This is a genomic window from Bordetella tumulicola (assembly GCF_054779135.1).
The window spans coordinates 244,142-271,065 of sequence record NZ_BAAGYU010000003.1 but is presented as its reverse complement, the minus strand read 5'-3'; the positions used below and the strand labels follow the sequence as shown (position 1 = coordinate 271,065).

Here is a 26,924-nt window from a genome sequence, read left to right as displayed (position 1 = left end):
TGACATGTCACTTGCCACGCTGGAAACCCGCCTGGACTATCGCTTTAGCGATGCTGCCTTGCTTGAGCAAGCGCTGACGCATCGCAGCCATAGTGCTCATCACAATGAGCGCCTGGAGTTTCTGGGTGATTCCGTGCTGAACTTTGTCGTCGCGGCCTTGCTGTTCGAGCGTTTCCCCAAACTGGATGAGGGGGACCTGTCCCGCTTGCGGGCCAATCTGGTCAAGCAGGCGTCGCTAGCGGAAATCGGGCAGCGCCTGGAGTTATCGCAATACCTGCGCCTGGGCGAGGGCGAACTGAAAAGCGGCGGATTTCGCCGGCCCTCGATTTTGGCCGACGCGGTCGAAGCCATTTTTGGTGCATCTTTCCTGGATGGGGGCTTTGAGGTGGCGCGCAAAGTCATCGCGCGACAATATCAGCCCGTGCTGAGCACCATGGATCCCAAAACCCTGGGAAAAGACGCCAAAACGCTGTTACAAGAGTTTTTGCAGGGACGCAAATTAGCCTTGCCGATCTATACGGTCGTGGCCACGCATGGCGCCGCCCACAGTCAGCAATTCGAGGTCGAATGCGCGATTCCCTCGCTGGAGATTAAAGTCATAGCCCCGGGCGCCAGTCGGCGCGCCGCCGAGCAGTCTGCCGCCAAACTGGCACTAGAAGCAGCCCAGGTCGCCAGCCCTACCGGGCGTTCTGGGCGCAAATCGGGCAAGCCCCGCAAAACAGCGCAATTGTCACTGCCCGTGGCAGTTGCCCAAGAGGTCAAATGAGCGATACCCCTTTCCGAACCGGCTTTGTGGCCGTGGTTGGCCGCCCCAATGTCGGCAAATCCACGCTGACCAATACCTTGATCGGCTCGAAAATCTCCATCGTCTCGCGCAAGGCGCAGACGACCCGCCATCGTATTCATGGCGTACTGACACAAGAACACGAACAGTTTGTTTTCGTAGATACGCCCGGATTTCAGACGCGCCACGGTGGCGCGATGAACCGCATGATGAACCGGGTCGTGACACAGGCGCTCGCCGACGTCGATGTGGTGGTGCACGTGGTCGAGGCCGGCAAATGGACGGACGGTGACGCTAAGCTCTTGCCGTTGCTGCCCGATCCCAAGCGGACGATCCTGGTGGTCAGCAAAATCGACGCCATCAAGCATCGCGACGACTTGTTCGCCTTTGTCTCCAAAATCATGGCCCTGCATCCCTACGATGCGGTGGTACCTGTCAGTGCACAAAAATCTCAGCAACTGGATCAACTATTGCAAGAGATTGCCACGCGGCTGCCAGAGGGCGAACCCCTCTTCGAAGAAGACACTTTGACTGACCGGCCCGTGCGATTCATCGCCGCCGAGTTGCTGCGCGAAAAAATCTTCCGCCTGGTGGGCGACGAGTTGCCCTACGCCTGCACGGTCGTCATCGAGCAATGGGAAGAGAACGATCAAGGGTTGCGTGTGGCGGCCTGCGTCGTGGTCGAACGTGAAAGCCATCGTCCTATCCTGCTTGGGTCCGGCGGCGAGCACATGAAGCGCATCGCGACCGAAGCGCGCCAGGATATCGCTAAGCTGGTCGACAAACCGGTGCACCTGGAGGTCTATATCAAGGTGCGCAAGGGCTGGTCTGATCGCGAAAGTGCTTTACGCGATTTGGGCTATGAGTAGACGGGCAAACCGCGTCCAGGATTGCCCCGCTTTTATGCTCCACGCAACCGCGTGGCGCGAAACCTCATTGATCGTCCAGAGCTTTTCCCGTGAACATGGCTGTGTAGCCCTGGTCGCCAAGGGTGCCAAGCGCCCTTATTCGGTGCTGCGGCCGGTACTGTCCGCCTTTCAGCCCCTCTTGCTCTCCTGGAGCGGGGCTGGCGAGGTCAAGACACTGACGCGTGCCGAGGTCGCGGGGCTGCGACCGCTGACGGGCACGGCGCTGATGTCGGCCTGGTATATGAACGAATTGTTGCTGCGCTTGCTGCCTCGCGAGGACGCGCACCCGGCGTTGTTCGATGCCTACGACACCGCCTTGCAGCAATTGGCGGGCGGCACCCGTGCGGCCGGCGCGTTGCGGCGGTTTGAATGGACCTTGTTGCGCGAAACCGGCTATGGCGTTGACCAGGATCCTCCTGATTTCGACGACCCGGTGATCGAGCCCGGCCTGCGACGCGATCTGCGCGAACGCTTGGCCGCCAACTTGGCGGGGCGTCCGCTGGCTACCCGGCGAGTGCTGCTGGATCTGCAAAAAATATAGCGTCGCGGCGCACCTCAGGGGCTTTTGGACAGCGCTGGCATCCATTCCAGGCGCTGGCCGTCGCGCACCTTGTATACATCCCGGGTCACGTAGTTACCCGAACCCGTCGTAACCAGGGTCACGGCCAACTCGGGCTGGCCGTCGCCATCGACATCTTCGAGTTTTGCCTGGCGCAGTTCGCCGTTGCGCGAGCGAATGAGGCCGTCGGCATAGTCGCCGACCGACAGGTCGCGATACAGGCGCACGCTGTAGGTGCCTATGGACGCGGGTTCGCCCGCTTCCTGGGCCACCACCAGCGCTGCCGGGGCCTTGGACAGCGGCACCACGATAGGGGCTGGCGCGGCGGCATCGGTTGGGCTGGCGGACCCGGTCCATTCGACGACGCTGGCGCGGTTGCTGCGGCGGTCGACCAGGCACAGCATGGTCAGTGCCGCTCCCTGCATGTGGGCTTGGGGCGCTCGGCCGCGGATCAGCAGAGCGGTCTGGCCCGATTGGTCGTCGAACTGCATGGGCATGCCGACCTGCTCGGTTTGCCCCAGCCCCGAGGCTTGCGCGCATAGGCGCAGCGCCTTGTCTTCTTGTTGTTGCCAGGCGGCGGGTGAGCTGGCGTCAGCCGTGTGCACGGCCAGCGCCGCGACGACCGAGAAACAAGCCAGGGTAGGGCGTAGGGGGTGGAGTGTCATCCGGGGCTCTTGGGTTGGGCGGCAGCCTATCATGTAGCACACGTCGGGCCCGGATGTCCATGCCATTGGCCGTAGGGTGGGGTCGTGTCGATGTGCCCTCGACGGGTGTTGCTGGATTTGCTGCAGTTATAGGCGGTATCGCTTGTAACAGGCTTGCCAAGGTTTTCCCTCTCGTTTTCTTCTGCTGTGATGGTATCGTTGGCGCGGGGTGTGGGCGGGAGATCGTTTCCCGTCGCGCCCTGAAAGAGGCGAAAATTGGACAGCACAATACTTAATAATAACCATCGCGCGGGGGATCGCCGATGGATCGGATGGGCCACGCTTTGCGTGTGGTTGATTCCTGCGATGGCAATCAGTGCCGACGCGCCGACGCTGTCCCCCAAGCGGACATCATGGACGTCCGAGGAACTCTATGACGATTTTCTGGCCGAGTTCGGTCAGGGCGTCGAAGCCTGTTTTTCCAATTATCGACTGCACGGTGCGCCGCCGTTACCCGGTACACCCAAGGTCTTGGGAAAACCATGGAGTAGCGCCGCCGTTGTGGCTATTGACGCGTCGGGATCCATGCAGCGCCACCTTGATGGCACGCGCAAGATCATGATGGCCAAAACGGCGGTACGCCAGTTCGTGCGTTCTGCCCCCCGGGGGGCTCAAGTTGGCGTGCTCGCCTTTGGCCATCAGGGCAACAATAACGAGAGCGAAAAGGCCCTGTCCTGTGCGGGCATAGAAATGTTGTCCGGGCCGACGCCCGCTACGCGCAAACCCCTGTCCAAGGTGCTCGATAGCTTGCAGGCAAAGGGCTGGACGCCGCTGGCCGGTGCGATTATGGCCGCGGGCCAAAGTCTGGATTCATTGGCTAAAGACGGACAACCGCCCATCGTGTTAGTCGTGTCCGATGGCTTGGAGACCTGTGGCGGGGACCCTGTCGCGGCGGCCAAGACCGTGCATGAGTCGGAGAGCGAGACCATCGTCAATATCATTGGTTTTGATGTGTCATTGCCGGAACGCGATGTGCTGGCCAAAGTGGCACAGGCGGGTGGCGGGGTCTTCGTGCACGCCGCCAACGAACACGAATTGGCAGCGCATCTGCGGGTGACCTACGTCGATCGGGACGGCGCGCAGGCCTATGATGCGGCGGCGTTGAAGATCAAAAAAGAAAATACATCCCAGGCGATGGGCGCCGCCAATCATGCCACTACCTGTGTGCAGGACATCGTGCACCATGAATCAGACCAATTCCTCGCCGTTACCCAGAGCATGGTGAATGCCGGGCAGATCGATGCGGCTACAGCACTTGAGGCACATGGCTTTTTAAAAGGCTGGCATGAGGAGCTGGAAACCGAGATGCACGCGTTTGTCGATCAAGCGAGGGCGGAACTCGAGCGCATCAATAATCGGATTGATCGTGATCGCCGGCGGGTCATGTCGGCGTACACGGACCTGCCATAGAGACCCAATGTCACTGGGATAAAAAGAATGAGGCCCGCACAAAGGCGGGCCTCAGGAGTACGCAGTACTGATCGGGTTTATTCGCGATTGCCGCCGAAGATGCCCAGCAGCATCAACAGGTTAGAGAACACGTTGTAGACATCAAGGTAGATGGCCAGCGTGGCGGACACATAGTTGGTTTCGCCGCCGTTTACTACGCGCTGCAGATCAACCAGCATAAAGGCCGAAAAGATCACGATCGCCAACACCGAGATGGTGATCATCAGGGCGGGCAACTGCAGGAAGATGTTGGCCACTGCCGCCAGCAGGATGACGATTGCACCGGTAAACAGCCATTTCTGCATGTTGGACAGATCGCGCTTGATGCTGGTGGCCAGTGTTGCCATCGTACCGAACACCACCGCAGTGCCACCGAAGGCCATCATGACCAGTTGCGCACCGTTGCCCATGCCCAGCACAAAACCCAGCAGGCGCGACAGCATGATGCCCATGAAGAACGTGAAGGCCAGCAACAGGACGACGCCCAGTGAGCTGTTTTTGTTCTTTTCGATAGCAAACATCAAGCCGAAAGCACCGACCAGAAACACGATCGCTGACAGCCCGGGGCTGGTCATCATGACTTGGTTGATGCCCGTATACAGCCCAACCGCCGCACCCAGCACTGTGGGGATCAACGACAGCGCCAGCAGCCAGTAGGTATTGCGCAAGACTTTGTTACGGACGACCTCGCCCGGCGCGCCGGCAATGGCGCCAGTGCGGTTGAAGGGGGAAGGGCGGTAATTGTTCATGGACGGCTCCTGTGTGTGGCAAACGGGGTTGCCTAACCAATGTATTTAGAGGGATAGAATACCTTACAGTTCCCTGAAATATCTACTTAATCGGCGTGCCACTCTAGTTTTGGTCAATATGTACGCAAATTTTGCGTGGAAACTGAATCATTATGACCGCTCCGGCGGATTCGTGCCGGACGGATTCCGCTTGTAGATGGGGGAAAATTCTTTGGGCACAAGGGGTAGGTCAACCCGGACGCACACTTTTCACTGCGCGGTCGATCAGGGCAGGCAGCTCGGCCTCCAGGCGCGCTCTCAACTGCGCCGTAGCGTCATCCAAGGCGCGCTGCAGCGTTTGCTCCAGCTCGGCTTGCAGAGCCGCCCGTAACACCGCGGTATTGGCGTCGGATTGGCTTGCCGTGCTGAATGCGGCCTGTGGCGAGTGCGCGCCGCCGGCGGCCTGAGGGGCGTGCGCATTTGCGGTGCCCGGGGCGAGAACTGGCGCGTCAGGGTCAGCCACCTCGGTTAATACGGGCAGATCGTCGCGTTCGGGCCGGATTTGACGAGGCGGCGCCGGTGTGGCGGGCGCCAGCGTCGGTTCGGCCCGCTGGGTCAAGGTCGGGATGCCGGGATCAGAGGGGTGAGGCATGGTGGCTCCATTGGGAGTTTGCTCGTGAAGGTAAACGTCTAAACGGGCTCGGAATCGTGTCGACCATCAGGGAGATCGCCACCGTCAGGGCGGCCCGACGGCGCAGTCGATACCCCGTTATCCAATGCGACCGGCCAAGTCGTGACTATGCAGGTCATGCCCGCCGGCCTGATAGGTGCGCCAGCGTTGACGCGCCGCCTGCCGGTCGTCGGGATCGTCCGAGACGATTTCCAATAGTCGCGCAAAGCCATCGTAACCGGGGGGGCAATCGTCATCCAGATTCAGCAGCCAGGGAGGGTCGCCTCCCTCGGCCGTGACCGTCGAGGCCTGCGGCGCGGCGGCAGTCAACAGCACGGGCGTCTGCGCGGCGAGCGGATCCGTAACCAGGACGTGCGGTACGAACGAGATGTCATCAAATGCCCAGAGCATACGGTCAAACGCCGTCAGGCGCGATCCATTGGCGCAGTACACAATCAGTCGTTGACCTGCCTGATAGCGCTTGCGGGCCACCTGGCAGGCGGCTCGCAAGCGATCACCCGCACCAAAGGCGAAATCGATACGCGTCATGAGCGAACGAGGGTGCGAGAGGGGGCGTCAAAGGTCATTATCAATGAACGACCCTCAGGCCTGGTCCAGCAAAAATTGCATCAGCATGGGTACGGGGCGGGCCGTCGCACCCTTGTCTTTACCGCCGCGCCAAGCGGTGCCGGCGATATCCAGGTGAGCCCAGCGATAAGCCTTCGTAAAGCGCGACAGGAAGCAGGCTGCCGTCACCGAACCGGCTGCAGGTCCGCCGATGTTGGCAATATCAGCGAAATTGGACTTCAACTGATCTTGGTAGGCGCTGTCCATCGGCAGGCGCCACGCTGTGTCGAGCGACTGCTTGCCGGCCGACAGCAGCGCGTCGGCCAGGCTGTCGTCGGTCGAGAACAGACCGGTATTGACGTGGCCCAGCGCGACGACGCAGGCGCCAGTCAGCGTCGCGATATCGATGACGGCCGACGGCTTGAATCGTTCGGCGTAGGTCAGGGCATCGCATAATACCAGTCGGCCTTCGGCGTCGGTATTAAGGATCTCGATGGTTTGGCCAGACATGCTGGTCACCACGTCGCCCGGCTTGTTGGCCTTGCCGCTGGGCAGGTTTTCGCAGGCCGCGATCAGGCCTACGACCTCGACCGGCAGCTCCAATTCGGCCAGGGCGCGGAACGTCCCCAGCACGCTGGCGGCGCCGCACATGTCGTATTTCATTTCATCCATGGTGGCGGCCGGCTTGAGCGAGATGCCGCCCGCGTCAAAGGTGATGCCTTTGCCGACCAGCACGACCGGACCCGATTTGGATTTCTTTGCCGCCTTGATTTGATGGCGCAAGACAATGAAACGCAGCGGTTCTTCGGAGCCGCGCGCGACGGACAAAAATGAGCCCATGCCCAGGGCTTCGACCTGCTTGCGATCCAGGACCTCGACCTTGAGCGACCCAAATTCGCGCGCCAGTTTTTTTGCGGTATCGCCCAAATAGGTGGGTGTGCAGATATTGCCGGGCAGGTTGCCCAGGTTGCGGGTCAATTCCATGCCGTGCGCAATGGCGGCGCCTTCGCGCAGACCTTGCTGGACTTGCGCGACATCGGCGCGGTCGACCACCTGTACGATTTTCTTCAGTTTCGGGCGAGCGTCGCGGTCGGGGGCGCTGAAGGTCGTGTCGTAATGATAGGTGGCAGCGCCCGCGGCAATCGCGGCGCTACGGGCACGGGTGCGCAGATCGACGTCGGCGACGGGATTGGCCACCAGGGTCGAGGCCCCCTCGGTGAGGCGGGCCGTGGCGCAATACGCGGCAAAACCTTGCTCGGCTGCCGCATGCGCGCGCGCGTTGTATTCACTTTGCTTACCCAGGCCGACGAGCACCACCCGTTGCGCCGTTACGCCGGGTAGCGAGCGCAGTACGAGGGTGGCGCCAGCGCGGCCACGGAACTCGGTTTTGACGACATTTCGAACGGCATGATCGCTGGCACGGTCGATCACGTCGGCCGCGGGGCTGAGCTCGCCGTCGGCGTAGATGCCGATCGCCAGCGCGGCCGTCTTGATTTGATGCAGGGAAGCGGTAGTGTGTGTGCTAAATTCCATGGAGGGTTCCCGTGTGCGTGGTGCAGTGCGGTTGATTATCCCGCATATTCTCACATGTCTCTATTCAAACGGTCTGTCGTCGCCGAGATCACCAGCCATGCTGGCGTTGTGTTTTCCACGCTGGTGGTCGTGTGGCTCAGTGTGCTATTGGTGCGCTTGCTCGGCGAAGCCGCAGGGGGCTCGATCGGTGCCGACGTGGTACTGGGCCTGGCTGCATTCTCTACGATTACCGCGCTGCCGACTGTGTTGGCGGTGTCGTTATTCATCGCGGTGTTGACGACGGTCACCCGCAATTATCGCGAATCCGAAATGGTGGTCTGGTTCGCCAGCGGCTTGTCGCTGGCCGACTGGTTGCGCCCGGTGTTGCGCGTGGCGGTGCCGACGGCCGGGCTGATCGCGGTCCTGACGTTGGTGGCTTCCCCGTGGGCGTATCGGCAAATCGCCGAATACCGCGAGCGCTTCGAGCAGCGTTCGGATTTGTCCAAAGTCACGGCAGGCCAGTTTGCCGAATCAAACAACGGCGAGCGTGTGTTTTTTGCTGAGGAACCGACGAACCCTCAGGATGAATTGGGCAACGTGTTTGCTCGCGAAACCGGTCCCGAGTGGCATAGCGTCATGACGGCCAGCAGCGCGCGCATCACGACCGAGCCCAACGGCGATCGCTTCCTCGTGCTGGGCCGTGGCCATCGCTATGACCTGAAGCCGGGTACGCCGGAAATCCGCTTGGTGGATTTTGATAAATACGGCATGCGGCTCGAGAGCAAATCGGGCGACCCCCTGGCCGAAGCTCGCGCCGCTGCGGAACGCTCCACCAAGGCGCGTCCTACGTTGCAATTGGTGGCCGACGACACGGATAGCTCGTGGTCACAGATCATGTGGCGGATATCCATGCCTTTGGCGGCGCTGAATCTGGCGTTCCTCGCCATTCCGCTGGGCGCCGTGAATCCGCGGTTAGGCCGTTCCGGAGATCTGCTGATTGCGGGGCTCGTCGGCTTGCTCTACATGAACATGATCAATCTATCGCGGGCCTGGATCAGCGGCGGCAAGCTGCCATTTGGCATCGGTGTCTGGGCCGTCCATCTGGTGGTACTGCTGCTCGCCACCTACCTGCTGATGCGACGCTTGCGGGTCAAGTCGCCCAAGCAACCATAACGCCTACCGAGTCAGGGCAAATAGCGCATCGTGCCCTGTTTGCCCGCCAATAGCCTGGTATTACGTGTCACCGAGCGGCGCATGAAATCCCACAAAATCGCCATCCGTTTGAGTTTGTGAAGGTCTTCGTGGCAATACATCCAAAAGCTGCGCGTGATCGCGATCTCGTCTTCCAGTACCGGCACTAATCGCGGATCCTGGGCGGCAATAAAGCACGGCAGAATTGCCAGCGAGCGCCCTTGCAACGTCGCGTGATACTGCGCAATCACGCTGGTGCTGCGTAGCACGACGCGACTCTCGGGCAGCAGGTCTTCCAGGTAGCGCAGGCGCTCGCTGAACAGCAATTCGTCCACATAGCCGATAAACGTGTGGCCGGCCAGATCGGCCCGTTCGTGAATCGGTGCATGGTTGGCCAGGTAGCCGGGCGTGCCGTATAAACGCAGGGTGTAGTCGCACAGTTTGGTGCAGATATAGGGGCCGCGTTGCGGGCGTTCAATCGTGATGGCCAGGTCGGCTTCGCGTTTAGACAGGCTGACAAATCGCGGTACCGGCAGGATGTCCAGAGTAATGTGGGGATAACGCCGCTGAAAATCCGCCGCCAGTGGGGTCAGCACATAACTGCCGAACCCTTCTGTGGCGCCGATGCGTAAATGGCCTGACAGGGCCTGGCCGATGCCGGACAAATTTTCTCGTGCACTGTGAACCGCGCTCTCCATCTGTTCGGCATAAACGAACAGACGTTGCCCGTCGTCGGTCAAGAGGAACCCCGTATTGCGCGATTTTTCAAACAGCAAGGAATCCAGCTCGGCTTCCAGGGCACGGATACGCCGCGAGACCGTGGTGTGTTCCACCCCCAGCTTGCGTGCCGCGGCGCTGACGCGCTGGGTGCGCGCGACCTCCAGGAAGTAGCGTAGGCTGTCCCAATCCAGCATGAAAATCCCTTTGTGTATTTATGCACAACGAATGTGCATTTTGTCCGGTTGCTTGATGATTTTTACACATCTACACTAGATCGGCAGATCCGCGGAACACAACGACGGGTCGCTCACAACATCAATAACTACCGGAGACATCATCATGACATTGCACGCTCGCGGCTTGGCCGCCGGTTTGTGCCTGGGCGCTATGTGGGTCGGCCAAGCAGTGGCCGCGGATAAACCCCCAGTCAAAATCGGTGTTTTGACGGATATGTCAGGCACGTATGCGGCGATGGGCGGCGCGGGTTCCGTCGCGGCGGCGCAAATGGCGATCGACGATTGCCTGGCGGCTGAGTGCAAGGGCATGAAGATCGAGTTGCTCTCGGCAGACAATCAAAACAAGGCCGACGTGGGCGCTGCTCGCGCCCGGGAATGGTTTGACCGCGATGGCGTGACGGCGATTGCCGATCTGACCAATTCGGCTGTGGCGTTGGCCGTGCAAGGCATCGCACGCGAAAAAGATAAAGTGGTGATGTTCTCGGGGCCGGCCACCACCGCCCTGACGAACAAGGAATGCTCGCCGGTCGGTTTTCACTGGATGTTCGACACGTATTCGCAATCTGCGGGCGGGGCCAAAGCCACCGTGCGGGCGGGCGGCAAATCCTGGTACTTCATCACGGTGGACTACGCCTTTGGGCATTCGCTGGAGGCCGACACCGCCAAGGCCGTCAAAGCGCTCGGCGGCACTGTTGCGGGGTCGGTGCGCCATCCCTTGAATGCGCCTGATTTTGCCTCGTATCTGTTGCAAGCCCAAAGCTCCAAAGCGCAAGTCGTGGCTTTGGCTGACGGCGGCCAAGACACCGTCAATGCCGTCAAGCAGGCGCGCGAATTTGGGATTGTCGAGGGTGGGCAGCGTCTGGTGTCGCTGTTGATCTTCTTGTCGGATCTACGCGCCCTGGGTCTGGAAAATGCGCAGGGCCTGTCCTATGTCGATGGCTTCTATTGGGACTACGACGACGACACACGCGCTTGGGCGGCGCGTTTCGAAAAAGCGTTTCGCGGTCTAAAGCCGACGATGACGCAGGCCGGGGTGTATTCCAGCGTATTGCATTACTTGCGTGCGGTGGCCGCGACCGGCAGTACGCAAGGGCATACCGTTGCCGACAAGATGCGCGAATTGCCCATCAAGGATCCGATCATGCGCAACGCCAGCATCCGTCCTGACGGCCGTGTGATTCACGATATGTATTTGTACGAAGTCAAAAAACCGGACGAGTCCAAGGGCGGTTGGGATTATTCCAGACTGATCGCCACGATCCCGGCGAACGAGGCTTTTCAGCCGCTGGCCGAATCCAGTTGTCCGCTGCTTAAAAAGTAACGCTTAATTCTTCCGCCACATGGCGGTAATTCATCAGGCAAAAGGAGTCATCATGAGTGAAGTTCCCAGCGTTCCGCTATTGATAGGCGGCAAGCTCGTGCAGTCCAAGACGACAGAGTGGCGCGACGTGATTGATCCGGCGACGCAGCAGGTCGTGGCGCGTGTGCCCTTTGCCACACGCGAGGAACTGGATCTGGCCGTGGCCAATGCCAAAGAGGCTTTTCAGACCTGGCGCAATGCAGGGCAGGGCGCGCGCATGCGCGTCATGCTGAAGCTGCAGCACTTGCTGCGCGAGAACACCGGCAAATTGGCCGAGATGATCACGCGTGAGCACGGCAAAACGCTGCCCGATGCCGAAGGCGAAGTCGGGCGCGGCCTGGAGGTTGTCGAGCACGCGTGCTCGATCGCCAGCCTGCAAATGGGCGAATATGCCGAGAATGCGGCGGGCGGCATTGATGTCTATACCTTGATCCAGCCGTTGGGCGTCTGCGCGGGGATTACCGCTTTCAATTTCCCCGTCATGTTGCCGTGCTTCATGTTCCCGTTGGCCATCGCTTGCGGCAATACGTTTGTGCTCAAGCCATCCGAGCAAGATCCCACCTCGTCCCTGTTCCTGGCGCAATTGGCGCTAGAGGCGGGGCTGCCGCCGGGGGTGCTGAACGTAGTGCATGGCGGGCCTGAAATTGCCAACGGCTTGTGCGAGCATCCCGATGTCAAGGCCGTGTCGTTTATCGGATCGACCCGCGTGGGTTCCGAGATTTACCAACGTGCCTCTGATGCCGGTAAGCGTTGCCAGGCGATGATGGGTGCCAAAAACCACTGCGTGATCTTGCCCGACGCCGATCCCGAGGTGGCTCTCAATCAGCTCATTGGCGCCGCATTCGGCGCCGCGGGTCAGCGTTGCATGGCAGCGTCGGTGGCGGTGCTGGTGGGTGAAGCCCGTAACTGGTTGCCCGATTTCGTAGAGCGTGCCAAGCGCCTGAAAGTCAATGCCGGTACGGACCGTGGGGCCGATCTGGGGCCATTGGTTTCGCCCAATGCAAAGAAACGGGTCGAAAGCCTCATTCAAAAAGGGGTGGACGAGGGCGCCAAGCTGCTGCTGGACGGACGCAATTTGACCGTTTCAGGCTTCGAGCAAGGCAACTTCGTGGGCCCGACGGTGTTTGAGGGCGTGACCGAAGACATGACCATCTACACCGAGGAGGTCTTTGGCCCCGTGCTGTGCGTGGTCGGTGTCGAAACCCTGGAAGAAGCCGTCGCGTTTATCAATCGTAATCCCAACGGCAATGGGGTGGCCCTGTTTACGCAGGATGGCGGCGCGGCGCGCTACTTCCAGAACAACATCGATGTCGGCCAAGTGGGGATCAATATCCCCATCCCCGTGCCGGTGGCGTGGTTCAGTTTCACGGGTTCGCGCGGCTCAAAGCGGGGTGACCTGGGCCCGAACGGCAAGCAAGCCGTGCAATTCTGGACACAAACCAAGACGGTCACGGCTCGCTGGTCTTCCCACGGGCGGACGGTGAATACCACCATCTCGATGCGTTGAGCATGGCCAAGGGAATGGTCTGGCGCTGGCCGGTTGGCGGCGGACCGTTCCCTCTTCGCTTCCTCTAAGTTTATAAATATAAGTTATATAAAATAGGTTCTATATTACTTATAATGGCCCATCTATTCGGGGCCATTATGAACCTGCAACAATTTCGCTTTGTGCGCGAGACAATTCGCCGTGACTTCAACCTCACCGAAGCCGCCCGCATGCTGTACACCTCGCAGCCAGGTGTATCAAAAGCCATTATCGAGTTTGAAGACGAGCTCGGTATCAAGATTTTCGAACGGCACGGCAAGCGCATCAAGGGGCTGACCAAGCCGGGTTTGGCCGTGTCTCAGGTGATCGACCGCATCATGCGCGAAGTCGACAATCTCAAAAAAGTCAGTGACGAGTTTGCCCGCCGTGATGAAGGCGGCCTGGTGATTGCGTGCACCCATACGCAGGCGCGCTATCTGCTGCCGCGCGTGATCCCGGGCTTTCGTAAACAGTTTCCCAAAGTCCATCTGTCGCTGGCCGAAGGCAGTCCGGCACAATTGGCCGAAATGGTGCTGCACGAGCAGGCGGACCTGGCCCTGGCGACTGAGTCCTTGGCGTTGACGCCGGGCCTGGCAACCTTGCCGGTATATACGTGGGAGCATACGGTGGTGGTGCGGCCCGATCATCCATTGGCCGAGCTGACCTCCAGCGCCGCCCGAAACTTGTCGCTAGAGCAACTGGCGGAATATCCCATCGTCACCTATGACCGTGCCTTTACGGGTCGCAGCACCATCGACGAGGTCTTTGCCAGCCAGAACATTCATCCCGACATCGTGCTTGAAGCCATCGACGCCGACGTGATCAAGACCTACGTCGATGTGGGTCTCGGCATCGGCATTATTGCCGGCGTGGCGTACGACCCTCGTCGCGATGGCAACCTGGTCGGCCTGCCGGTAGGGCATCTCTTTGGCACGCACACGACCCGAGTAGGGGTCAAGGCAGGGGTGTTCCTGCGCGACTACGTGTACACCTTCCTGGAGATGATGGCGCCGAGCCTCACCCGCAAGGTGGTCACCGAGGCGGTTCAGGGCAGCCGCGACTAGATCGCCGTGCGCAGTCCCTGCGGTGTCGATGACCAATCGGCGCCTTCATGGGCTGTGGTCATGAAGAGCCTTGCTATGTCAGGACTGAGGCCGATTAAATAATTAAATAAGAACCGATCTCATTTGTGTTGACTAAAAAATAGGAATCATTATCATTAACTCCATGTCTCAACGATCTGGAGTTCACATCATGACAGCAGCAGCGCTTAGCGCAGTAGTCGTCGGCGCAGACAGGCTGGGAAATATTCCGGACCTGCTGAAGGGGCATAACATTTCGATCACGCATCACATCAGTGGGCGTGATCCATCGCATCAAAAGAAAACCTTGCAATTACCGTCAGGCACCCAACTCGTCATTTTGCTGACCGATTTTCTCGGCCACAACGTGATGAAGACGTTCCGCAATGCGGCTCAGCGTGGCGGTATCCGGGTGGTGGCATGCCGTCGCTCGGTGTGCAGCATGCAACAGGCTTTGCAACAGTGTGGGTTGTGCGGGTTGCATTAATACGTCGCTGTGCCAGACACAGACTGCGTTTGACGTGAACGCAGTCTGCTTATTCGGGGCCGGGACTGGGAGGGGGTCTAGTGGCCGGCCGATGCCAGCAGATCGCCATCGAGACGGCGGGCGCCGTTATAGCGTTTGGCCCAATAGGCCAGCGTGATTTTTTCGATTCGGACGACGCCACCCGAACTGGGTGAATGTACAAAGCGGTCATCGCCCAAATAAATCCCCACGTGCGAATAACGCCGCCCCAAGGTATTAAAGAATACGAGGTCACCGGGTTGGAGTTCGGGCTTGTCGATGGCCGTGCCTACCAATGCCATGGACGAGGAGTCACGTGGCAGCTTCAGACCCAATGCGCGTTCAGCCGAATAAAACACCAGGCCGCTGCAATCAAAACCCGTATCGGGTGACGTGCCGCCGTAGCGGTAGCGTATGCCGAGTTGATCCAACGCCTCGCTGATCATTGGATTCCCGATGGCTTGACGTCGTTGGGCACTGTGCTTGCGCGAGACCAACGCGCCGATCGGGTCCTTTGACAAGGACGCCAGAGCCAAGTCTGCAGGGTCTAGCGTATCGGCATCCGCATCGCGGTACGTACCGCTACCCGCGCAGCCGGCCAGCAACAGGCACAGGACGACTGCCAGCAAACCCGGCATTCGGTAAGTCAATCCATCGTTTTGCGTGTCGTGCGCGCGCGTCATGAGCAGGTGTGTGCATGCCCGAAAGACACAGGGCCAAGCGCTGATGAGAAAAGGGGATGTTGCGATTCTAGCAAACACCTTGTTTCATATGAGACCTTGTTCCACAAAAGCGACATTTCCAGCGAGAGACCGCGTATTTCAGGCACCGGATACGGGAATTCCCCAGGTTTATTGGCAAGTCTGACGCAAGCTTTGCCCGCGACAATAGGGGAAACAATGCTATGGCGCCTGCATCATCCTGCGCATATCCGGAGACCCGCATGGAAAAGACCCGCAATTTTCATCGCCGTTCGATTGAGGATCGGGATGCCTTCTGGCGTGCCGAGGCCGAGCGCGTCCACTGGGAAACGCCGTTTTCGCAAGTTCTGGATTTTTCCCGTCCTCCCTTTGCACGTTGGTTCGTGGGCGGGCAGACCAATCTTTGCTACAACGCGGTGGACCGCTGGCTGCCTCAGCAGGCGGATCAGCCGGCGCTGATCTGGGTTTCGACCGAGGTGGATCGCGAAATTACCTATACCCGTCGACAACTTTACGACGAGGTCAACGCCGTGGCAGCCATGCTGCGCGAGCAGGGCGTGGGTCATGGCGACCGAGTACTGATCTATATGCCCATGGTGCCCGAGGCCGTGTTTACGATGCTGGCCTGCGCACGCTTGGGGGCGGTGCACTCGGTCGTGTTTGGCGGATTTGCCTCGGTGAATCTGGCCCAGCGTATTGATGATGCGACGCCCAAGGTCATTGTGTCGACCGAGGCGGGCTCGCGCGCTGGTAAGGTCGTGCCTTATAAACCCCTGCTCGACAAGGCGTTGACCTTGTGCGCGCATCCGCCCGGTTCCGTCATTGTGTTGGATCGTGGCCTGGCGCCATGCGAGCGCCAGGCGGGACGCGATCTGGACTATGCGCAGCTGCGTCAACGTCACGACGGGGCCAGAGTCCCCGTGCAATGGCTCGAGTCCACGGAGCCCAGCTATATCCTGTACACCTCGGGCACGACCGGCAAACCCAAGGGGGTGCAACGCGACGTGGGGGGATATGCCGTAGCGCTGGCGTCGTCCATGGAGTACCTCTTCGATGGCAAGCCCGGCGATACCTATTTTTGTACCAGCGATATCGGTTGGGTCGTGGGACACTCCTACATCGTGTATGGGCCGTTGATCGGTGGTCAGACAACGATTCTGTACGAGGGCACGCCCGTGCGGCCCGATGGGGCGATTTTATGGAAACTGGTCGAACGCTTTGGTGTCAACACCTTGTTCTCGGCACCCACTGCGGTGCGCGTGCTCAAGCGACAGGCGCCCGAGTTGCTGTCGCGGCACGATTTGTCGTCGTTGCGTGCGGTGTATCTGGCCGGTGAACCACTGGATGAGCCCACGGCACAATGGATTTCTCAGGCATTGGGCAAGCCCATCATCGACAACTACTGGCAAACGGAATCGGGCTGGCCCATCCTGTCAGCCCAACCCGGCGTCGAACGCGTGCCGACGCGCTTTGGCAGCCCGTCGTTCCCCGTATATGGCTTTGACGCACGCATTGTGAGCGAGCAGACGGGCGAGGATCTCGGGCCTCGTGAGAAAGGCGTGGTCGCGATTGCGCCGCCGTTGCCACCGGGGGCGATGTCGACCATATGGGGCGACGACGAACGTTTCGTGCAGACGTATTTCACCTCGATCCCGGGTCGTCAGTTGTATTCCACGTTTGATTGGGGTCAGGTCGACGAGGACGGCTATTGGTTCATTCTGGGCCGCACCGATGACGTGATCAACGTGGCCGGGCATCGTTTGGGCACGCGTGAGATCGAAGAGTCCATCAATAGCCACGCCGGGATTGCGGAGTGTGCCGTCGTGGGAGTGGCCGATGCGTTGAAGGGGCAAGTGGCGATGGCCTTCGCGGTGCTCAAAAATTCGGCGCTGGCCGATCAGCCGGAATCCGCACGCACGCTGGAAGGCGATATCATGCGTGTGGTGGAGGAGCAGTTGGGCGCGGTTGCGCGTCCGGCGCGCATCCGGTTTGTGTCCACTTTGCCCAAGACGCGTTCGGGCAAAGTCCTGCGTCGTGCGATTGTTGCCGTATGCGAAGGTCGCGATCCCGGAGATCTCACCACCATCGAAGACCCCACTTCTCTCGAACAAATCAAGGAGTCACTGCAATGAAGAGCAAACCCGTGTTGACCGCCGAAGACGTCAAGAAAATCTTGGCCGCCTCTGAGGCCCATGCGGTCAAGAATGGCTGGGCGGTGACCATCGCCGTGGTGGATGATGGCGGCCATACGCTGGGTCTGCTGAGACTGGATAACGCAGCGCCGATTTCCAGCCATATTGCGCCGGCCAAGGGCAAGACCGCCGCGCTGGGTCGTCGCGAGTCCGGTGGCTACGAGGAACTCATCAACAAGGGCCGTATTGCGTTCCTGTCCGCGCCGGTTCTTGAGGGCATGTTGGAAGGCGGTGTACCCATCATTGCCGATGGCGAGGTGGTTGGCGCAGTGGGCGTGTCGGGCGTGAAATCGACCGAAGACGTCGAAATCGCGCGTGCGGGCATCGCGGCTCTAGGTCTGTGACACAGCCTCTGCCGCCGGATACCGAGGCGGCGGAGTCCGTCACATTGCCCACGACAGACCGTGTGTCGGGCGCGCTGAATCCCGGCGTTGCCCGCCGCGAAGTCTGGGCGTGGGCCATGTACGATTTCGCCAATTCCGGCTATACCACCGTGATTTTGACCACGGTGTTCAGTACGTATTTTGTCAGCGTGGTCGGGCAGCGCGCACATTGGGCGACATTGGCCTGGACGGCGGCGCTCTCACTATCGTATCTCCTCATCATGCTGACCATGCCGCGATTGGGCGCCCGGGCCGACGCACGCGCGGCCAAGCGGCGGTTGCTCTATAGCAGTACGGCGGGCTGCGTGGTGGCGACGCTGGTCCTGACACAGGCTGGGCCGGGAGACGTCTGGTTGGCGTTGGTGGCGTTGGCGGTGTCCAACTACTGCTATTGCATCGGTGAGTCCGTGGTGGGGGCATTTTTGCCAGAGCTGGCGCGCCCCGAGGCGCTGGGACGGGTATCGGGATGGGGCTGGAGCTTTGGTTATTGCGGCGGCATGCTGACCCTTGGCTTGTCTCTGGCCGTCGTGACGATCGGGGAATCGCGCGGACTGACCGCGCCGCAATATGTGCCTTGGGTGATCGTCATCACCGCCCTGGTTTTTGCGCTGGCCGCGTTACCCTCGTTTTTCTTGTTGCGTGAGCGTGCTGTGCCGCAAGGCATGGCGTTGAATGCGCCGGGCATGCTGAGCCAACTGGCTGCCGTCTGGCGTGATACCGGCACGCATTATCCCGAATTCCGCAGGTTGTTGATGTGTGGAGCGTGTTATCAGGCGGGTATTGCCGTTGTCGTGACACTGGCCGCGATTTACGCCGATCAGGTCATGGGATTCACCATGCCGCAGATCATGTTGCTGGTCTTCACTGTCAACATCGGTGCGGCGGTAGGGGCGTTCAGCTTCGGCTATGTGCAAGACCGTATCGGTCACAAGCGGGCGTTGGGTATCACCCTGGTGGGGTGGATCGTGATGGTGCTCGTCGCCTATGCCGCCGTCACCGTCGCGGTATTCTGGGTGGCGGCGATTTTGGCGGGCCTGTGCATGGGTACCAGCCAAAGCGCGGGCCGCGCTATGGTGGGTGCGATGGCGCCCGCCAAGCGACTGGCGGAGTTCTTTGCGCTCTGGACGTTCGCCGTGCAATTGGCCGCCGTGGTCGGCCCATTGACCTATGGCCTGGTAACCTGGGTGACGGCCGGCAATCACCGCCTGGCCATTCTGGTCACCGGCATATTCTTCGTCGGCGGCCTGTTGCTGCTGGCCCGTGTCGATGTGCGACGTGGCCTGGCGCGTCGCGCTCAAGAGGCGGTCTGATGCGGCTAACTGCAAATGCCTGTGTGGACGCCAGCGCATTGACGTTCTGCGATGGTGCGCCGCAATAAAACCGGGATGTTTGGGCTGGTATCCTTACGTTAGTAGCCGTGAGCCTCTACGCAATGTGGACGATGACGTCCCGGCGCAGGCGCGCATCGTAAGGTGCTCGTAAGAGCGCGGCGATACGGTTGGGTATAGCCGCAAACGCAATTTCAAAACATCATGAATCCGGAGACAAGCATGTCCAATTCTATCGAGTCCGTCCTGGTTGAAACGCGTGTTTTTCCGCCGCCGGAACGGGCCACAAAAGGCGCGCGCATCGATAGCCTGGATGCTTATCGTGCCCTGTGTCAGGAAGTCGAACAGGATTTCGATGGCTTCTGGACCCGTCATGCACGTGAAAATCTGACCTGGACCAAACCCTTCACCGAAGTCCTCGACGAGTCCAATGCGCCGTTTTATCGCTGGTTTGGCGACGGTGAATTGAACGTTTCGGCCAATTGTCTGGACGTACACCTGACCAACGGCAACGCCGACAAGACGGCCATCATCTTTGAGTCCGATGATGCCACGGTCAACAAGATCACTTATCGCGAATTGCTCGCGCGCGTGTGCCGCTTTGCCAATGGCCTGAAATCCCTGGGCTACAAGAAGGGCGATCGTGCCATTATCTACATGCCCATGTCGATCGAGGCGGTCGTGGCCATGCAGGCGTGCGCACGTCTGGGCGTGACGCACTCGGTGGTGTTTGGCGGCTTTTCGGCTAAAAGCCTGCAAGAGCGCATCGGCGATGTCGGCGCATCGGTCGTGATTACCGCCGACGAGCAGGTTCGTGGCGGCAAGACGATTCCCCTCAAGCCCGCCGTCGAAGAAGCCATCGCGATGGGCGGCTGCGACGCCGTGACCAAAATCATCGTCTATCGACGCACGGGCGGCAATGTGCCCTGGACCGAAGGGCGCGATCTGTGGATGCATGATGTCGAGGCCGGTCAGGCCGATACGTGCGAGCCGGTGCCGGTCAATGCCGAACATCCACTGTTTATCCTGTATACGTCTGGCTCCACCGGCAAACCCAAGGGCGTGCAGCACTCGTCAGCGGGTTACCTGCTGTGGGCCCTGATGACAGTGAAGTGGACTTTCGACGCACGCAAAGACGACGTCTATTGGTGCACCGCCGACGTGGGTTGGGTCACGGGGCACACCTACATCACCTATGGTCCGCTGGCCGCCGGCCTGACGCAAATCGTCTTCGAGGGCGTGCCGACCTATCCCGATGCGGGCCGATTCTGGGACATGATCGCGCGTCACAAGGTCACGACGTTCTATACCGCGCCTACGGCGATTCGTTCGCTGATCAAGGCCGCCGACGCCACGCCGTCCACGCATCCGAGCAACTACGATCTGAATAGCTTGCGCATCATCGGGACCGTGGGCGAGCCCATCAATCCCGAAGCCTGGATCTGGTATCACAAAAACGTTGGTCAAGAGCGTTGCCCGATCGTCGATACTTGGTGGCAAACCGAAACCGGGGGCCACATGATCAACCCCTTGCCGGGCGCGACACCCACCAAACCGGGCTCGTGCACGTTGCCACTGCCGGGCATTGCCGCTGCCGTGGTCGACGAAACGGGCAATGAGGCAGCGCCGGGCACCGGCGGTTTCCTGGCGATCAAGCGTCCCTGGCCTGCCATGATTCGCACCATTTGGGGCGATCCCGAGCGTTTCAAGAAAAGCTACTTCCCGCCCGAGTTGAACGGCTGCTATTTGGCGGGCGATGGCGCGCAGCGCGACGCCGATGGTTATTTCTGGATCATGGGCCGTATCGACGACGTGCTCAATGTCTCCGGCCATCGTTTGGGCACCATGGAGGTCGAGTCCGCGCTGGTCTCGCACGAACTGGTGGCCGAGGCTGCAGTCGTGGGCCGCCCGGATGACACGACCGGCGAGGCTGTCGTGGCTTTTGTGGTGCTCAAGGGTCCTCGGCCCGACGGTGATGACGCACGGGCCATTGCAAAGCAATTGCGTGATTGGGTGGGCAAGGAAATCGGCCCGATCGCCAAGCCCAAAGACATACGTTTCGGCGAAAACTTGCCCAAGACGCGTTCGGGCAAAATCATGCGTCGCCTGTTGCGCGTCGTGGCCAAGGGCGAGGAAGTCACGCAGGACGTTTCCACGCTCGAAAACCCCGCCATTCTCGATCAGTTATCAAAGCCCGTGTAATGATCCGATGGCGCGGTGTCAACACGTGACCCCGTCACGCATAGGGTGATGGGGCAGGGCCAGGCGCCGCAGGAGTATCATCGAGTGCGCTCGTTCCGATCCATATCGGTTCGAGCGCTTTTTTTGCCGCCGGGCCGCCCCAAGGCAAAAACGCCCCCTTGGGGGATGAGCCCGGACACAGAACAGTCCCTGCGGACTGTTCTGTGCCTGGCGAATCCGAGCGGCGTACTAGCCGCGAGGTGGACAGCAAGCCGAAGGCGCGGCGTGGGGGCGCTTTTTGTTTTTTTAGGTGAATTTCCTCGTGACTGGTAGCAACTTCGATCGAACTGGCCTCGCCCTGATGTTCACCACGATTATGGTGTGGGCGGGAAGCTGGATCGCAATGAAGGCGCTGGTGTCGTATATCGGGCCATTTCAAATGACCGCGGCCCGATATCTGATCGGCGCGGTCTTGCTGTTTGGATTGCTGATCATTTTGCGGCGTCCGCTTGCCATGACGCCGTGGAAATTGACGCTGCTGACCGGGTTGACACAAACGGCCGGGTTTCAGGCTCTGGTGCAGTTGGCACTGGTCCAGGGCGGGGTGGGCAAAGTCTCGGTGCTGGCCTACACCATGCCGTTCTGGGTCATTCTGTTTGCCTGGGCCTTGCTCGGCGATCGGCCGACGGCGCGCCATGGCGTGGGTTTTGTGTTGGCCGCCGCCGGGCTCGTTTGCTTTCTGGAGCCCTGGCAGGGGCTGGGCGACTGGTTTCCCGCGGTTTGCGCGGTGGCGGGTGGACTGTTCTGGGGGTTGGGCACCGTGCTGTCCAAACGCATGTTCGATCTTCATGCGCCCGATCTCATGACCTTTACGACATGGCAGATGCTTCTGGGCGCGTTGATGACGTTGCCAGCCGCCATCCTGGTGCCGCATGATCCCATCGTGTGGGGATGGCAACTCACGGTCGGATTGGCGTACTCTTGTTTGGTGGCCACCGTGATGGGCTGGTTGCTGTGGTTATCCGTCGTGCGCCGCGTGCCGGCGTCGATTGCGGGGTTGTCCAGCCTGGGCGTGCCGATCGTCGCGACATTGTTTGCCTGGTGGATGTTGGGCGAGCGACCGACGTTCGTTGAAGTACTGGGTATGGCGCTTATCATGGTGGGGCTTTGGGTCGTGAGTCGCCGGCCGAGGGCCCGCCCGCAGGAAAATTTGGTTCAACCATCACAGCACCAGGAGCATTCATGATTGATTTGCGTAGTGATACCGTCACGCGGCCCACCGCGGCTATGTTGCAGGCAATGACCACTGCGCCGGTGGGCGATGATGTGATGGCGGCGGACCCCAGCGTGCAGCGTCTGCAGCAAACGCTCGCCGAGCGCGTGGGTAAAGAGGCGGGCCTGTTTTTTCCGTCGGGCACGCAGAGCAACCTGGCTGCACTGATGGCCCACTGTGGCCGAGGTGATGAGTATCTGGTCGGCCAACTGGCACACACCTACAAATACGAGGGCGGTGGGGCGGCGGTGCTGGGCAGCATTCAGCCTCAGCCTATCGAGCATGCTGACGACGGCACGCTACCCCTGGAAAAACTGGCTGCCGCTATCAAGCCCAAGGGCGATCCGCACTATGCGCGCACGCGGTTACTGGCGCTGGAAAACACCTTTCAGGGCAAAGTCATTCCTGCCGCGTATATCGAGCAAGCCGCCGCGTTTACGCATCAACACGGCTTGGGGCTGCATCTGGATGGCGCACGTGTTTTTAATGCCGCTGTGGCATCGCGCCGGACCGCGCACGAAGTTTGCGCGCCGTTTGATAGCGTGTCGATCTGCTTCTCAAAAGGGCTAGGGGCGCCGGTCGGCTCTGTGCTGGTCGGCAGCAAGGCAATCATCGACGAGGCTCGGCGTTGGCGCAAAGTATTGGGGGGCGGCATGCGGCAATCGGGCGTTCTGGCCGCCGCGTGTTTATATGCCCTTGAGCATCACGTTGAGCGCCTCGCACAGGACCACGACAATGCGGCATTGCTGGCCGAAGGGTTGCGTGGCATCGAAGGCGTCAAGGTCCTGGCACAAAACACCAACATGGTCTTTGCGGAGTTCGACCCGGCGCATGCTGAAAAATTGTCCAACGCCTTGCAAGCCGATGACATCATGATTCGTGCCGTATATAGCGGCCCCACGCGCCTCGTGACCCATCTCGATGTATCAGAGGACGATATTCGTAAAGTGCTCTCGGCCATTCGTGCGTATTTCGGCTGAGCGTTTGCAAGGGCATAAAGCCTCCCTCAATCTAGAAATGAGAACCGCATCATGAGCGACGGTAAAGTTCATTTGACTATTCAGGATGGCGTAGCTGCCGTGGTGTTTGACCGCCCCGAGGCGCGCAACGCGATGACATGGACCATGTACGACGAGCTGGCTGCGATTTGCCTAGACTTGCAGCAGCGAGACGATATTCGCGTGGCCACGTTCCGTGGCGTGGGCGGGCAGGCCTTTGTGGCCGGCACGGATATCGAGCAGTTCTTGGCCTTCGAGTCGGGGGACGACGGTATCCGGTACGAAGCGACGATCGATGCGCGTGTGCAGTTGCTGGAGGGCCTGCCGTTTCCGACGATAGCCGTCATTGACGGTTATGCGATTGGTGGGGGCCTGGCGCTGTCGGCCGTGTGTGATTTTCGTGTGGCAACGCCCAACGCAGCGTTCGGCGTGCCGATCGCCCGCACGTTGGGCAATTGCCTGTCCAGCGCCAATATGGCGCGGGTCGTGGCGGGCTTTGGTGCCGCTCGTGCCAAACGGATGTTGCTGCTGGCCGAGACCATCGATGCCGCCGAGGCGCGAGAGTGCGGTTTTGTGCACGAGGTTGTCGAGCCTGATGCGCTGGATACCACCGTGGCGGCCCTGTGCAAGCGACTCGCGGGTCATGCGCCCTTGACCATCAAGGCGGCCAAGGAAACCATCCGGCGCTTAACGACCGACGGTCTGCCGAGTAATGATGACTTGGTACGTGAGTGCTATGGCAGCGGCGATTTTCGCATCGGTATCGAGGCGTTCCTGGCTAAACAACGTCCCGTGTGGACGGGACGCTAGCGCAACAGCGCGGCATAGCCAGCGCGTGAGTCGGGCCATTGCAATGTCAAGCCGCTGGCCCGCAATCGCGCATTGCTGAGCCTCTTGCTGCCTACCATCGCGGGCGCGGGGCCATCGGCCGGGGCGGCGGCCCCGACCTGTTCGGCCAGGTGAGCGTACAACACATGCAGCGGCAGCGGCGTGTCGTCGCACCCGATATACACGGCATCGGGTTGCGACAGACCTAATAAATGGAACGCCGCGGCGGCCGCGTCATCGATATGAATGCGATTGGCCCAGTGCGGTGGATGTTGCGGCGCGCGCGCGCTGCCCGCACGGAGACGGTCGATCAGTTGTAATCGTCCGGGGCCGTAGAGGCCCGCCAGTCGCAGGCTGACCGACGAGATCGGCTGAGCCGCCAGCCAGGTTTCCGTGTCGAGCAGAATGCGGCCGTTAAATCCCAGCGGATCGGCGGGCGTTGTTTCAGTGACCCAGTCGCCATGATGTTCGCCATAGACCGCGGACGACGAAACAAACAGGATCCGGCTTAATGCTGTGTCGTCCAGCGCAGCCAGCAGCGCCGGCAAACCCTCTTGAAACACGGCGCGATATACCGCCGGATCGCGTGCGCCCGGCGCGGGCAGGTAGGCCAGGTGGGTGATACCAGGGGGCAAGCCGGAGAGCGTGTCGGGCCGAGTCAGGTCACCCTGCAGCCAGTGGATCCGGGCGGGCGACGTTGATGAAGAAACCTGTCTCTCATCAACGGGGGGATGTCTGCGTAATGCCCAGACCTCTGCGCCGTCTGCCAGCAAGCGGTGCGCCAGGCGTAAACCCAAGTCACCGCAGCCTGCCAGCAGTACGCGCCGGGTCATCGGTCTTACATGCCGCTATAGACGGGGCCTTCGCCACCCTGTGGCGCCACCCAGACGATGTTTTGCGTGGGGTCTTTGATGTCGCAGGTTTTGCAATGCACGCAGTTCTGTGCGTTGATCTGCAGACGATCTGCGCCATGGTCGTCTTTGACGAACTCGTAGACGCCGGCCGGACAATAGCGGGCTTCAGGGCCGCCGTATTTGGCCAGATTGACCGATACCGGCACGCTAGGGTCTTTGAGCGTCAGGTGGACGGGCTCGTTTTCTTCGTGATTGGTATTCGAGATGAAGACCGAACTCAGTTTGTCGAACGTGAGCTTGCCATCGGGTTTGGGATAGTCGATGCGTGCGCATTCCGAGGCCGGCTGCAAGCAGGCGTGATCGGGCTTGCTGTGATGCAGGGTCCAGGGGATATTGCCCTTGAGCACCAGTTGCTCGATACCCGTCATGAGGGTGGCGACGGTGCGGCCTTTTTTGAACCATTGCTTGAAGTTGCGCGCCTTGTTGAGCTCGGTACGCAGCCACGACGATTCAAAGGCGGCGGGGTAGGCCGACAATTCATCTTGTTTGCGATCGGCGACGACCGCGTCGAACGTGGCCTCGGCGGCCAACATACCGCTCTTGATGGCGGCGTGGCTACCCTTGATGCGCGAGGCGTTCAAAAAGCCGGCCTCGCAGCCAATCAACGCGCCACCGGGGAAGGTCAGCTTGGGCAAGGACAACAGGCCGCCTGCCGTGATGGCACGGGCGCCGTAACCGATGCGCTTGCCACCTTCGAAGGTGCTGCGAATGTTGGGATGGGTCTTGTAGCGTTGAAACTCATCAAACGGCGACAACCAGGGGTTGGCGTAGTCCAATCCCACCACCATGCCCACGGCCACCAGATTGTTATCCAGGTGATACAGGAACGAGCCGCCATAGGTGTCCGCATCCAGCGGCCAGCCCGCGGTGTGCACGACCAGACCAGGCCGCGATTGTGCCGGGTCGACTTCCCACATCTCTTTCAGGCCGATTCCGTAGGCTTGCGGATCGCGACCGTCATCCAGCTTGTAGCGCTCGATCAGTTGGCGGCCAAGTTGCCCGCGCGCGCCTTCGGCAAAGATCGTGTAGCGCGCCAGCAGTTCCATGCCGGGCTGATAGTGCTCGGTATGCGAGCCGTCGCGCGCCACGCCCATATCGCCGGTGGCTACGCCACGGACGGCGCCATTCTCGTCGTACAGCACCTCGGAAGCGGCAAAGCCGGGGAAAATATCGACGCCCGCGGCTTCGGCCTGCTCGCCCAACCATTTCACCACGTCGCCCAGACGCACAATGTAGTTGCCGTGGTTCTGGAAACAGGAGGGCAGCATCCAGTTGGGCGTGCTGCGCGCGCCGTTGTTGGTCAGGAACAGGAACCGGTCTTCGGTGACAGGCACGTTCAGGGGCGCGCCTTTGTCTTTCCAGTCGGGGATCAGTTCGGTCAGCGCCTGGGGGTCCATGACGGCGCCCGACAGGATATGGGCACCGAGTTCGGCGCCTTTTTCCAGGACACAGACGCTCAGGTCGTGATCTTTCTGGGTAGCTAGCTGCTTGAGACGCAGCGCCGCAGCCAAGCCGGCGGGCCCGCCACCCACAATGACCACGTCATATTCCATTGACTCGCGTTCGGACATTACTCCAATCCCCTCTAGGTGTCTTCTGGTGTTGCAAGGAAGTATTATCGGCGAT

25 protein-coding genes are annotated in these 26,924 nt (G+C 60.6%); 16 read left to right on the top strand and 9 right to left on the bottom strand.

Annotated elements, in window-relative coordinates; genetic code table 11:
* Positions 1 to 4 precede the first annotated feature (4 nt).
* Genes rnc through recO form a run of 3 tightly spaced genes read left to right on the top strand, consistent with a single transcriptional unit; the run spans position 5 to position 2,233 of the window.
* Positions 5 to 766, top strand: coding sequence for a ribonuclease III (gene rnc / locus ACYVDM_RS01255; protein WP_415790425.1), 762 nt, complete (start codon positions 5 to 7; stop codon positions 764 to 766).
* Positions 763 to 1,653, top strand: a complete 891-nt coding sequence (gene era / locus ACYVDM_RS01250) for a GTPase Era (protein ID WP_415790427.1) — start codon at positions 763 to 765, stop codon at positions 1,651 to 1,653. The genes rnc and era overlap by 4 nt, the downstream gene beginning before the upstream one ends.
* Positions 1,646 to 2,233, top strand: a complete 588-nt coding sequence (gene recO, locus ACYVDM_RS01245; protein WP_415790429.1) for a DNA repair protein RecO — start codon at positions 1,646 to 1,648, stop codon at positions 2,231 to 2,233. The genes era and recO overlap by 8 nt, the downstream gene beginning before the upstream one ends.
* 14 nt (positions 2,234 to 2,247) lie before the next feature.
* On the opposite strand, the gene ACYVDM_RS01240 is transcribed toward recO, so the two are convergent.
* Positions 2,248 to 2,916, bottom strand: a complete 669-nt coding sequence (locus ACYVDM_RS01240) for a PliI family lysozyme inhibitor of I-type lysozyme (protein ID WP_415790431.1) — start codon at positions 2,914 to 2,916, stop codon at positions 2,248 to 2,250.
* Between the two features lie 345 nt (positions 2,917 to 3,261).
* Here ACYVDM_RS01240 and ACYVDM_RS01235 point away from each other — a divergent pair, with 345 nt between their 5' ends.
* Positions 3,262 to 4,365 carry a vWA domain-containing protein gene (locus tag ACYVDM_RS01235; RefSeq protein ID WP_415790433.1) on the top strand — a complete coding sequence of 368 codons (1,104 nt, stop codon included), beginning with the start codon at positions 3,262 to 3,264 and terminating at the stop codon, positions 4,363 to 4,365.
* A gap of 77 nt (positions 4,366 to 4,442) precedes the next feature.
* Here the strand turns inward: ACYVDM_RS01235 and ACYVDM_RS01230 are convergent, their stop codons facing one another.
* From ACYVDM_RS01230 to ACYVDM_RS01215, 4 genes are all read right to left on the bottom strand, one after another.
* Positions 4,443 to 5,153, bottom strand: a complete 711-nt coding sequence (locus tag ACYVDM_RS01230; RefSeq protein ID WP_415790435.1) for a Bax inhibitor-1/YccA family protein — start codon at positions 5,151 to 5,153, stop codon at positions 4,443 to 4,445.
* A gap of 229 nt (positions 5,154 to 5,382) precedes the next feature.
* Positions 5,383 to 5,784 (bottom strand): hypothetical protein, encoded by a 402-nt coding sequence (locus ACYVDM_RS01225; protein WP_415790437.1) that lies wholly within the window; start codon positions 5,782 to 5,784, stop codon positions 5,383 to 5,385.
* A 117-nt stretch (positions 5,785 to 5,901) separates the two neighbouring features.
* Complete coding sequence (locus ACYVDM_RS01220) at positions 5,902 to 6,351, bottom strand: DNA polymerase III subunit chi (protein WP_415790439.1); 450 nt, start codon at positions 6,349 to 6,351, stop codon at positions 5,902 to 5,904.
* A gap of 54 nt (positions 6,352 to 6,405) precedes the next feature.
* The gene (locus ACYVDM_RS01215) at positions 6,406 to 7,902 is read right to left on the bottom strand and encodes a leucyl aminopeptidase (protein ID WP_415790441.1); all 1,497 of its coding nucleotides are present in this window, start codon (positions 7,900 to 7,902) and stop codon (positions 6,406 to 6,408) included.
* Positions 7,903 to 7,956: 54 nt separating this feature from the next.
* On the opposite strand from ACYVDM_RS01215, the gene lptF reads away from it, so the two are divergent.
* Positions 7,957 to 9,054, top strand: a complete 1,098-nt coding sequence (gene lptF / locus ACYVDM_RS01210; protein ID WP_415790443.1) for an LPS export ABC transporter permease LptF — start codon at positions 7,957 to 7,959, stop codon at positions 9,052 to 9,054.
* An 11-nt stretch (positions 9,055 to 9,065) separates the two neighbouring features.
* Here the strand turns inward: lptF and ACYVDM_RS01205 are convergent, their stop codons facing one another.
* Entirely contained in the window at positions 9,066 to 9,986 is a 921-nt protein-coding gene (locus ACYVDM_RS01205; RefSeq protein WP_415790445.1) for a LysR family transcriptional regulator, read from the bottom strand.
* Between the two features lie 145 nt (positions 9,987 to 10,131).
* Between ACYVDM_RS01205 and ACYVDM_RS01200 the strand changes: the two genes are divergently transcribed.
* The 4 genes from ACYVDM_RS01200 (at position 10,132) to ACYVDM_RS01185 (ending at position 14,482) form a co-directional block, all read left to right on the top strand.
* The gene (locus ACYVDM_RS01200; RefSeq protein WP_415790447.1) at positions 10,132 to 11,349 is read left to right on the top strand and encodes an ABC transporter substrate-binding protein; all 1,218 of its coding nucleotides are present in this window, start codon (positions 10,132 to 10,134) and stop codon (positions 11,347 to 11,349) included.
* A 52-nt stretch (positions 11,350 to 11,401) separates the two neighbouring features.
* On the top strand, positions 11,402 to 12,895 hold the full coding sequence (locus ACYVDM_RS01195; RefSeq protein WP_415790449.1) for a CoA-acylating methylmalonate-semialdehyde dehydrogenase: 1,494 nt from the start codon (positions 11,402 to 11,404) through the stop codon (positions 12,893 to 12,895).
* Between the two features lie 137 nt (positions 12,896 to 13,032).
* On the top strand, positions 13,033 to 13,977 hold the full coding sequence (locus tag ACYVDM_RS01190; RefSeq protein ID WP_415790451.1) for a CysB family HTH-type transcriptional regulator: 945 nt from the start codon (positions 13,033 to 13,035) through the stop codon (positions 13,975 to 13,977).
* Between the two features lie 190 nt (positions 13,978 to 14,167).
* Positions 14,168 to 14,482, top strand: a complete 315-nt coding sequence (locus ACYVDM_RS01185) for a DUF2325 domain-containing protein (RefSeq protein ID WP_415790453.1) — start codon at positions 14,168 to 14,170, stop codon at positions 14,480 to 14,482.
* 77 nt (positions 14,483 to 14,559) lie between these two features.
* Here the strand turns inward: ACYVDM_RS01185 and ACYVDM_RS01180 are convergent, their stop codons facing one another.
* Positions 14,560 to 15,183: a C40 family peptidase gene (locus ACYVDM_RS01180; protein WP_415790455.1), complete on the bottom strand. Its 624-nt coding sequence runs from the start codon at positions 15,181 to 15,183 to the stop codon at positions 14,560 to 14,562.
* 260 nt (positions 15,184 to 15,443) lie between these two features.
* On the opposite strand from ACYVDM_RS01180, the gene ACYVDM_RS01175 reads away from it, so the two are divergent.
* The 7 genes from ACYVDM_RS01175 (at position 15,444) to ACYVDM_RS01145 (ending at position 24,366) form a co-directional block, all read left to right on the top strand.
* Positions 15,444 to 17,333 carry a propionate--CoA ligase gene (locus ACYVDM_RS01175; RefSeq protein ID WP_415790457.1) on the top strand — a complete coding sequence of 630 codons (1,890 nt, stop codon included), beginning with the start codon at positions 15,444 to 15,446 and terminating at the stop codon, positions 17,331 to 17,333.
* Positions 17,330 to 17,737 carry a heme-binding protein gene (locus ACYVDM_RS01170; RefSeq protein ID WP_415790459.1) on the top strand — a complete coding sequence of 136 codons (408 nt, stop codon included), beginning with the start codon at positions 17,330 to 17,332 and terminating at the stop codon, positions 17,735 to 17,737. Before ACYVDM_RS01175 ends, ACYVDM_RS01170 begins: the two co-directional genes overlap by 4 nt.
* Entirely contained in the window at positions 17,734 to 19,086 is a 1,353-nt protein-coding gene (locus ACYVDM_RS01165; protein WP_415790461.1) for an MFS transporter, read from the top strand. The genes ACYVDM_RS01170 and ACYVDM_RS01165 overlap by 4 nt, the downstream gene beginning before the upstream one ends.
* A gap of 240 nt (positions 19,087 to 19,326) precedes the next feature.
* Positions 19,327 to 21,306 (top strand): acetate--CoA ligase, encoded by a 1,980-nt coding sequence (gene acs / locus ACYVDM_RS01160; RefSeq protein WP_415790463.1) that lies wholly within the window; start codon positions 19,327 to 19,329, stop codon positions 21,304 to 21,306.
* Between the two features lie 301 nt (positions 21,307 to 21,607).
* On the top strand, positions 21,608 to 22,531 hold the full coding sequence (locus ACYVDM_RS01155; RefSeq protein ID WP_415790465.1) for a DMT family transporter: 924 nt from the start codon (positions 21,608 to 21,610) through the stop codon (positions 22,529 to 22,531).
* Complete coding sequence (gene ltaE, locus ACYVDM_RS01150; protein ID WP_415790467.1) at positions 22,528 to 23,538, top strand: low-specificity L-threonine aldolase; 1,011 nt, start codon at positions 22,528 to 22,530, stop codon at positions 23,536 to 23,538. The genes ACYVDM_RS01155 and ltaE overlap by 4 nt, the downstream gene beginning before the upstream one ends.
* Before the next feature lie 51 nt (positions 23,539 to 23,589).
* Positions 23,590 to 24,366: an enoyl-CoA hydratase/isomerase family protein gene (locus ACYVDM_RS01145; protein ID WP_415790469.1), complete on the top strand. Its 777-nt coding sequence runs from the start codon at positions 23,590 to 23,592 to the stop codon at positions 24,364 to 24,366.
* Here the strand turns inward: ACYVDM_RS01145 and ACYVDM_RS01140 are convergent.
* Entirely contained in the window at positions 24,363 to 25,217 is an 855-nt protein-coding gene (locus ACYVDM_RS01140) for an NAD-dependent epimerase/dehydratase family protein (protein WP_415790471.1), read from the bottom strand. The genes ACYVDM_RS01145 and ACYVDM_RS01140 overlap by 4 nt on opposite strands.
* A gap of 5 nt (positions 25,218 to 25,222) precedes the next feature.
* Positions 25,223 to 26,869: an electron transfer flavoprotein-ubiquinone oxidoreductase gene (locus ACYVDM_RS01135; RefSeq protein WP_415790473.1), complete on the bottom strand. Its 1,647-nt coding sequence runs from the start codon at positions 26,867 to 26,869 to the stop codon at positions 25,223 to 25,225.
* Between the last annotated feature and the right edge of the window lie 55 nt (positions 26,870 to 26,924).

Excerpts from the sequence above, each read along its gene's own strand:
- rnc (WP_415790425.1), top strand. The coding sequence starts at position 5 with ATGTCACTTGCCACGCTGGAAACCCGCCTGGACTATCGCTTTAGCGAT.
- era (WP_415790427.1), top strand. The coding sequence starts at position 763 with ATGAGCGATACCCCTTTCCGAACCGGCTTTGTGGCCGTGGTTGGCCGC.
- recO (WP_415790429.1), top strand. The coding sequence starts at position 1,646 with ATGAGTAGACGGGCAAACCGCGTCCAGGATTGCCCCGCTTTTATGCTC.
- ACYVDM_RS01240 (WP_415790431.1), bottom strand. The coding sequence starts at position 2,916 with ATGACACTCCACCCCCTACGCCCTACCCTGGCTTGTTTCTCGGTCGTC.
- ACYVDM_RS01235 (WP_415790433.1), top strand. The coding sequence starts at position 3,262 with ATGGCAATCAGTGCCGACGCGCCGACGCTGTCCCCCAAGCGGACATCA.
- ACYVDM_RS01230 (WP_415790435.1), bottom strand. The coding sequence starts at position 5,153 with ATGAACAATTACCGCCCTTCCCCCTTCAACCGCACTGGCGCCATTGCC.
- ACYVDM_RS01225 (WP_415790437.1), bottom strand. The coding sequence starts at position 5,784 with ATGCCTCACCCCTCTGATCCCGGCATCCCGACCTTGACCCAGCGGGCC.
- ACYVDM_RS01220 (WP_415790439.1), bottom strand. The coding sequence starts at position 6,351 with ATGACGCGTATCGATTTCGCCTTTGGTGCGGGTGATCGCTTGCGAGCC.
- ACYVDM_RS01215 (WP_415790441.1), bottom strand. The coding sequence starts at position 7,902 with ATGGAATTTAGCACACACACTACCGCTTCCCTGCATCAAATCAAGACG.
- lptF (WP_415790443.1), top strand. The coding sequence starts at position 7,957 with ATGTCTCTATTCAAACGGTCTGTCGTCGCCGAGATCACCAGCCATGCT.
- ACYVDM_RS01205 (WP_415790445.1), bottom strand. The coding sequence starts at position 9,986 with ATGCTGGATTGGGACAGCCTACGCTACTTCCTGGAGGTCGCGCGCACC.
- ACYVDM_RS01200 (WP_415790447.1), top strand. The coding sequence starts at position 10,132 with ATGACATTGCACGCTCGCGGCTTGGCCGCCGGTTTGTGCCTGGGCGCT.
- ACYVDM_RS01195 (WP_415790449.1), top strand. The coding sequence starts at position 11,402 with ATGAGTGAAGTTCCCAGCGTTCCGCTATTGATAGGCGGCAAGCTCGTG.
- ACYVDM_RS01190 (WP_415790451.1), top strand. The coding sequence starts at position 13,033 with ATGAACCTGCAACAATTTCGCTTTGTGCGCGAGACAATTCGCCGTGAC.
- ACYVDM_RS01185 (WP_415790453.1), top strand. The coding sequence starts at position 14,168 with ATGACAGCAGCAGCGCTTAGCGCAGTAGTCGTCGGCGCAGACAGGCTG.
- ACYVDM_RS01180 (WP_415790455.1), bottom strand. The coding sequence starts at position 15,183 with ATGACGCGCGCGCACGACACGCAAAACGATGGATTGACTTACCGAATG.
- ACYVDM_RS01175 (WP_415790457.1), top strand. The coding sequence starts at position 15,444 with ATGGAAAAGACCCGCAATTTTCATCGCCGTTCGATTGAGGATCGGGAT.
- ACYVDM_RS01170 (WP_415790459.1), top strand. The coding sequence starts at position 17,330 with ATGAAGAGCAAACCCGTGTTGACCGCCGAAGACGTCAAGAAAATCTTG.
- acs (WP_415790463.1), top strand. The coding sequence starts at position 19,327 with ATGTCCAATTCTATCGAGTCCGTCCTGGTTGAAACGCGTGTTTTTCCG.
- ltaE (WP_415790467.1), top strand. The coding sequence starts at position 22,528 with ATGATTGATTTGCGTAGTGATACCGTCACGCGGCCCACCGCGGCTATG.
- ACYVDM_RS01145 (WP_415790469.1), top strand. The coding sequence starts at position 23,590 with ATGAGCGACGGTAAAGTTCATTTGACTATTCAGGATGGCGTAGCTGCC.
- ACYVDM_RS01140 (WP_415790471.1), bottom strand. The coding sequence starts at position 25,217 with ATGACCCGGCGCGTACTGCTGGCAGGCTGCGGTGACTTGGGTTTACGC.
- ACYVDM_RS01135 (WP_415790473.1), bottom strand. The coding sequence starts at position 26,869 with ATGTCCGAACGCGAGTCAATGGAATATGACGTGGTCATTGTGGGTGGC.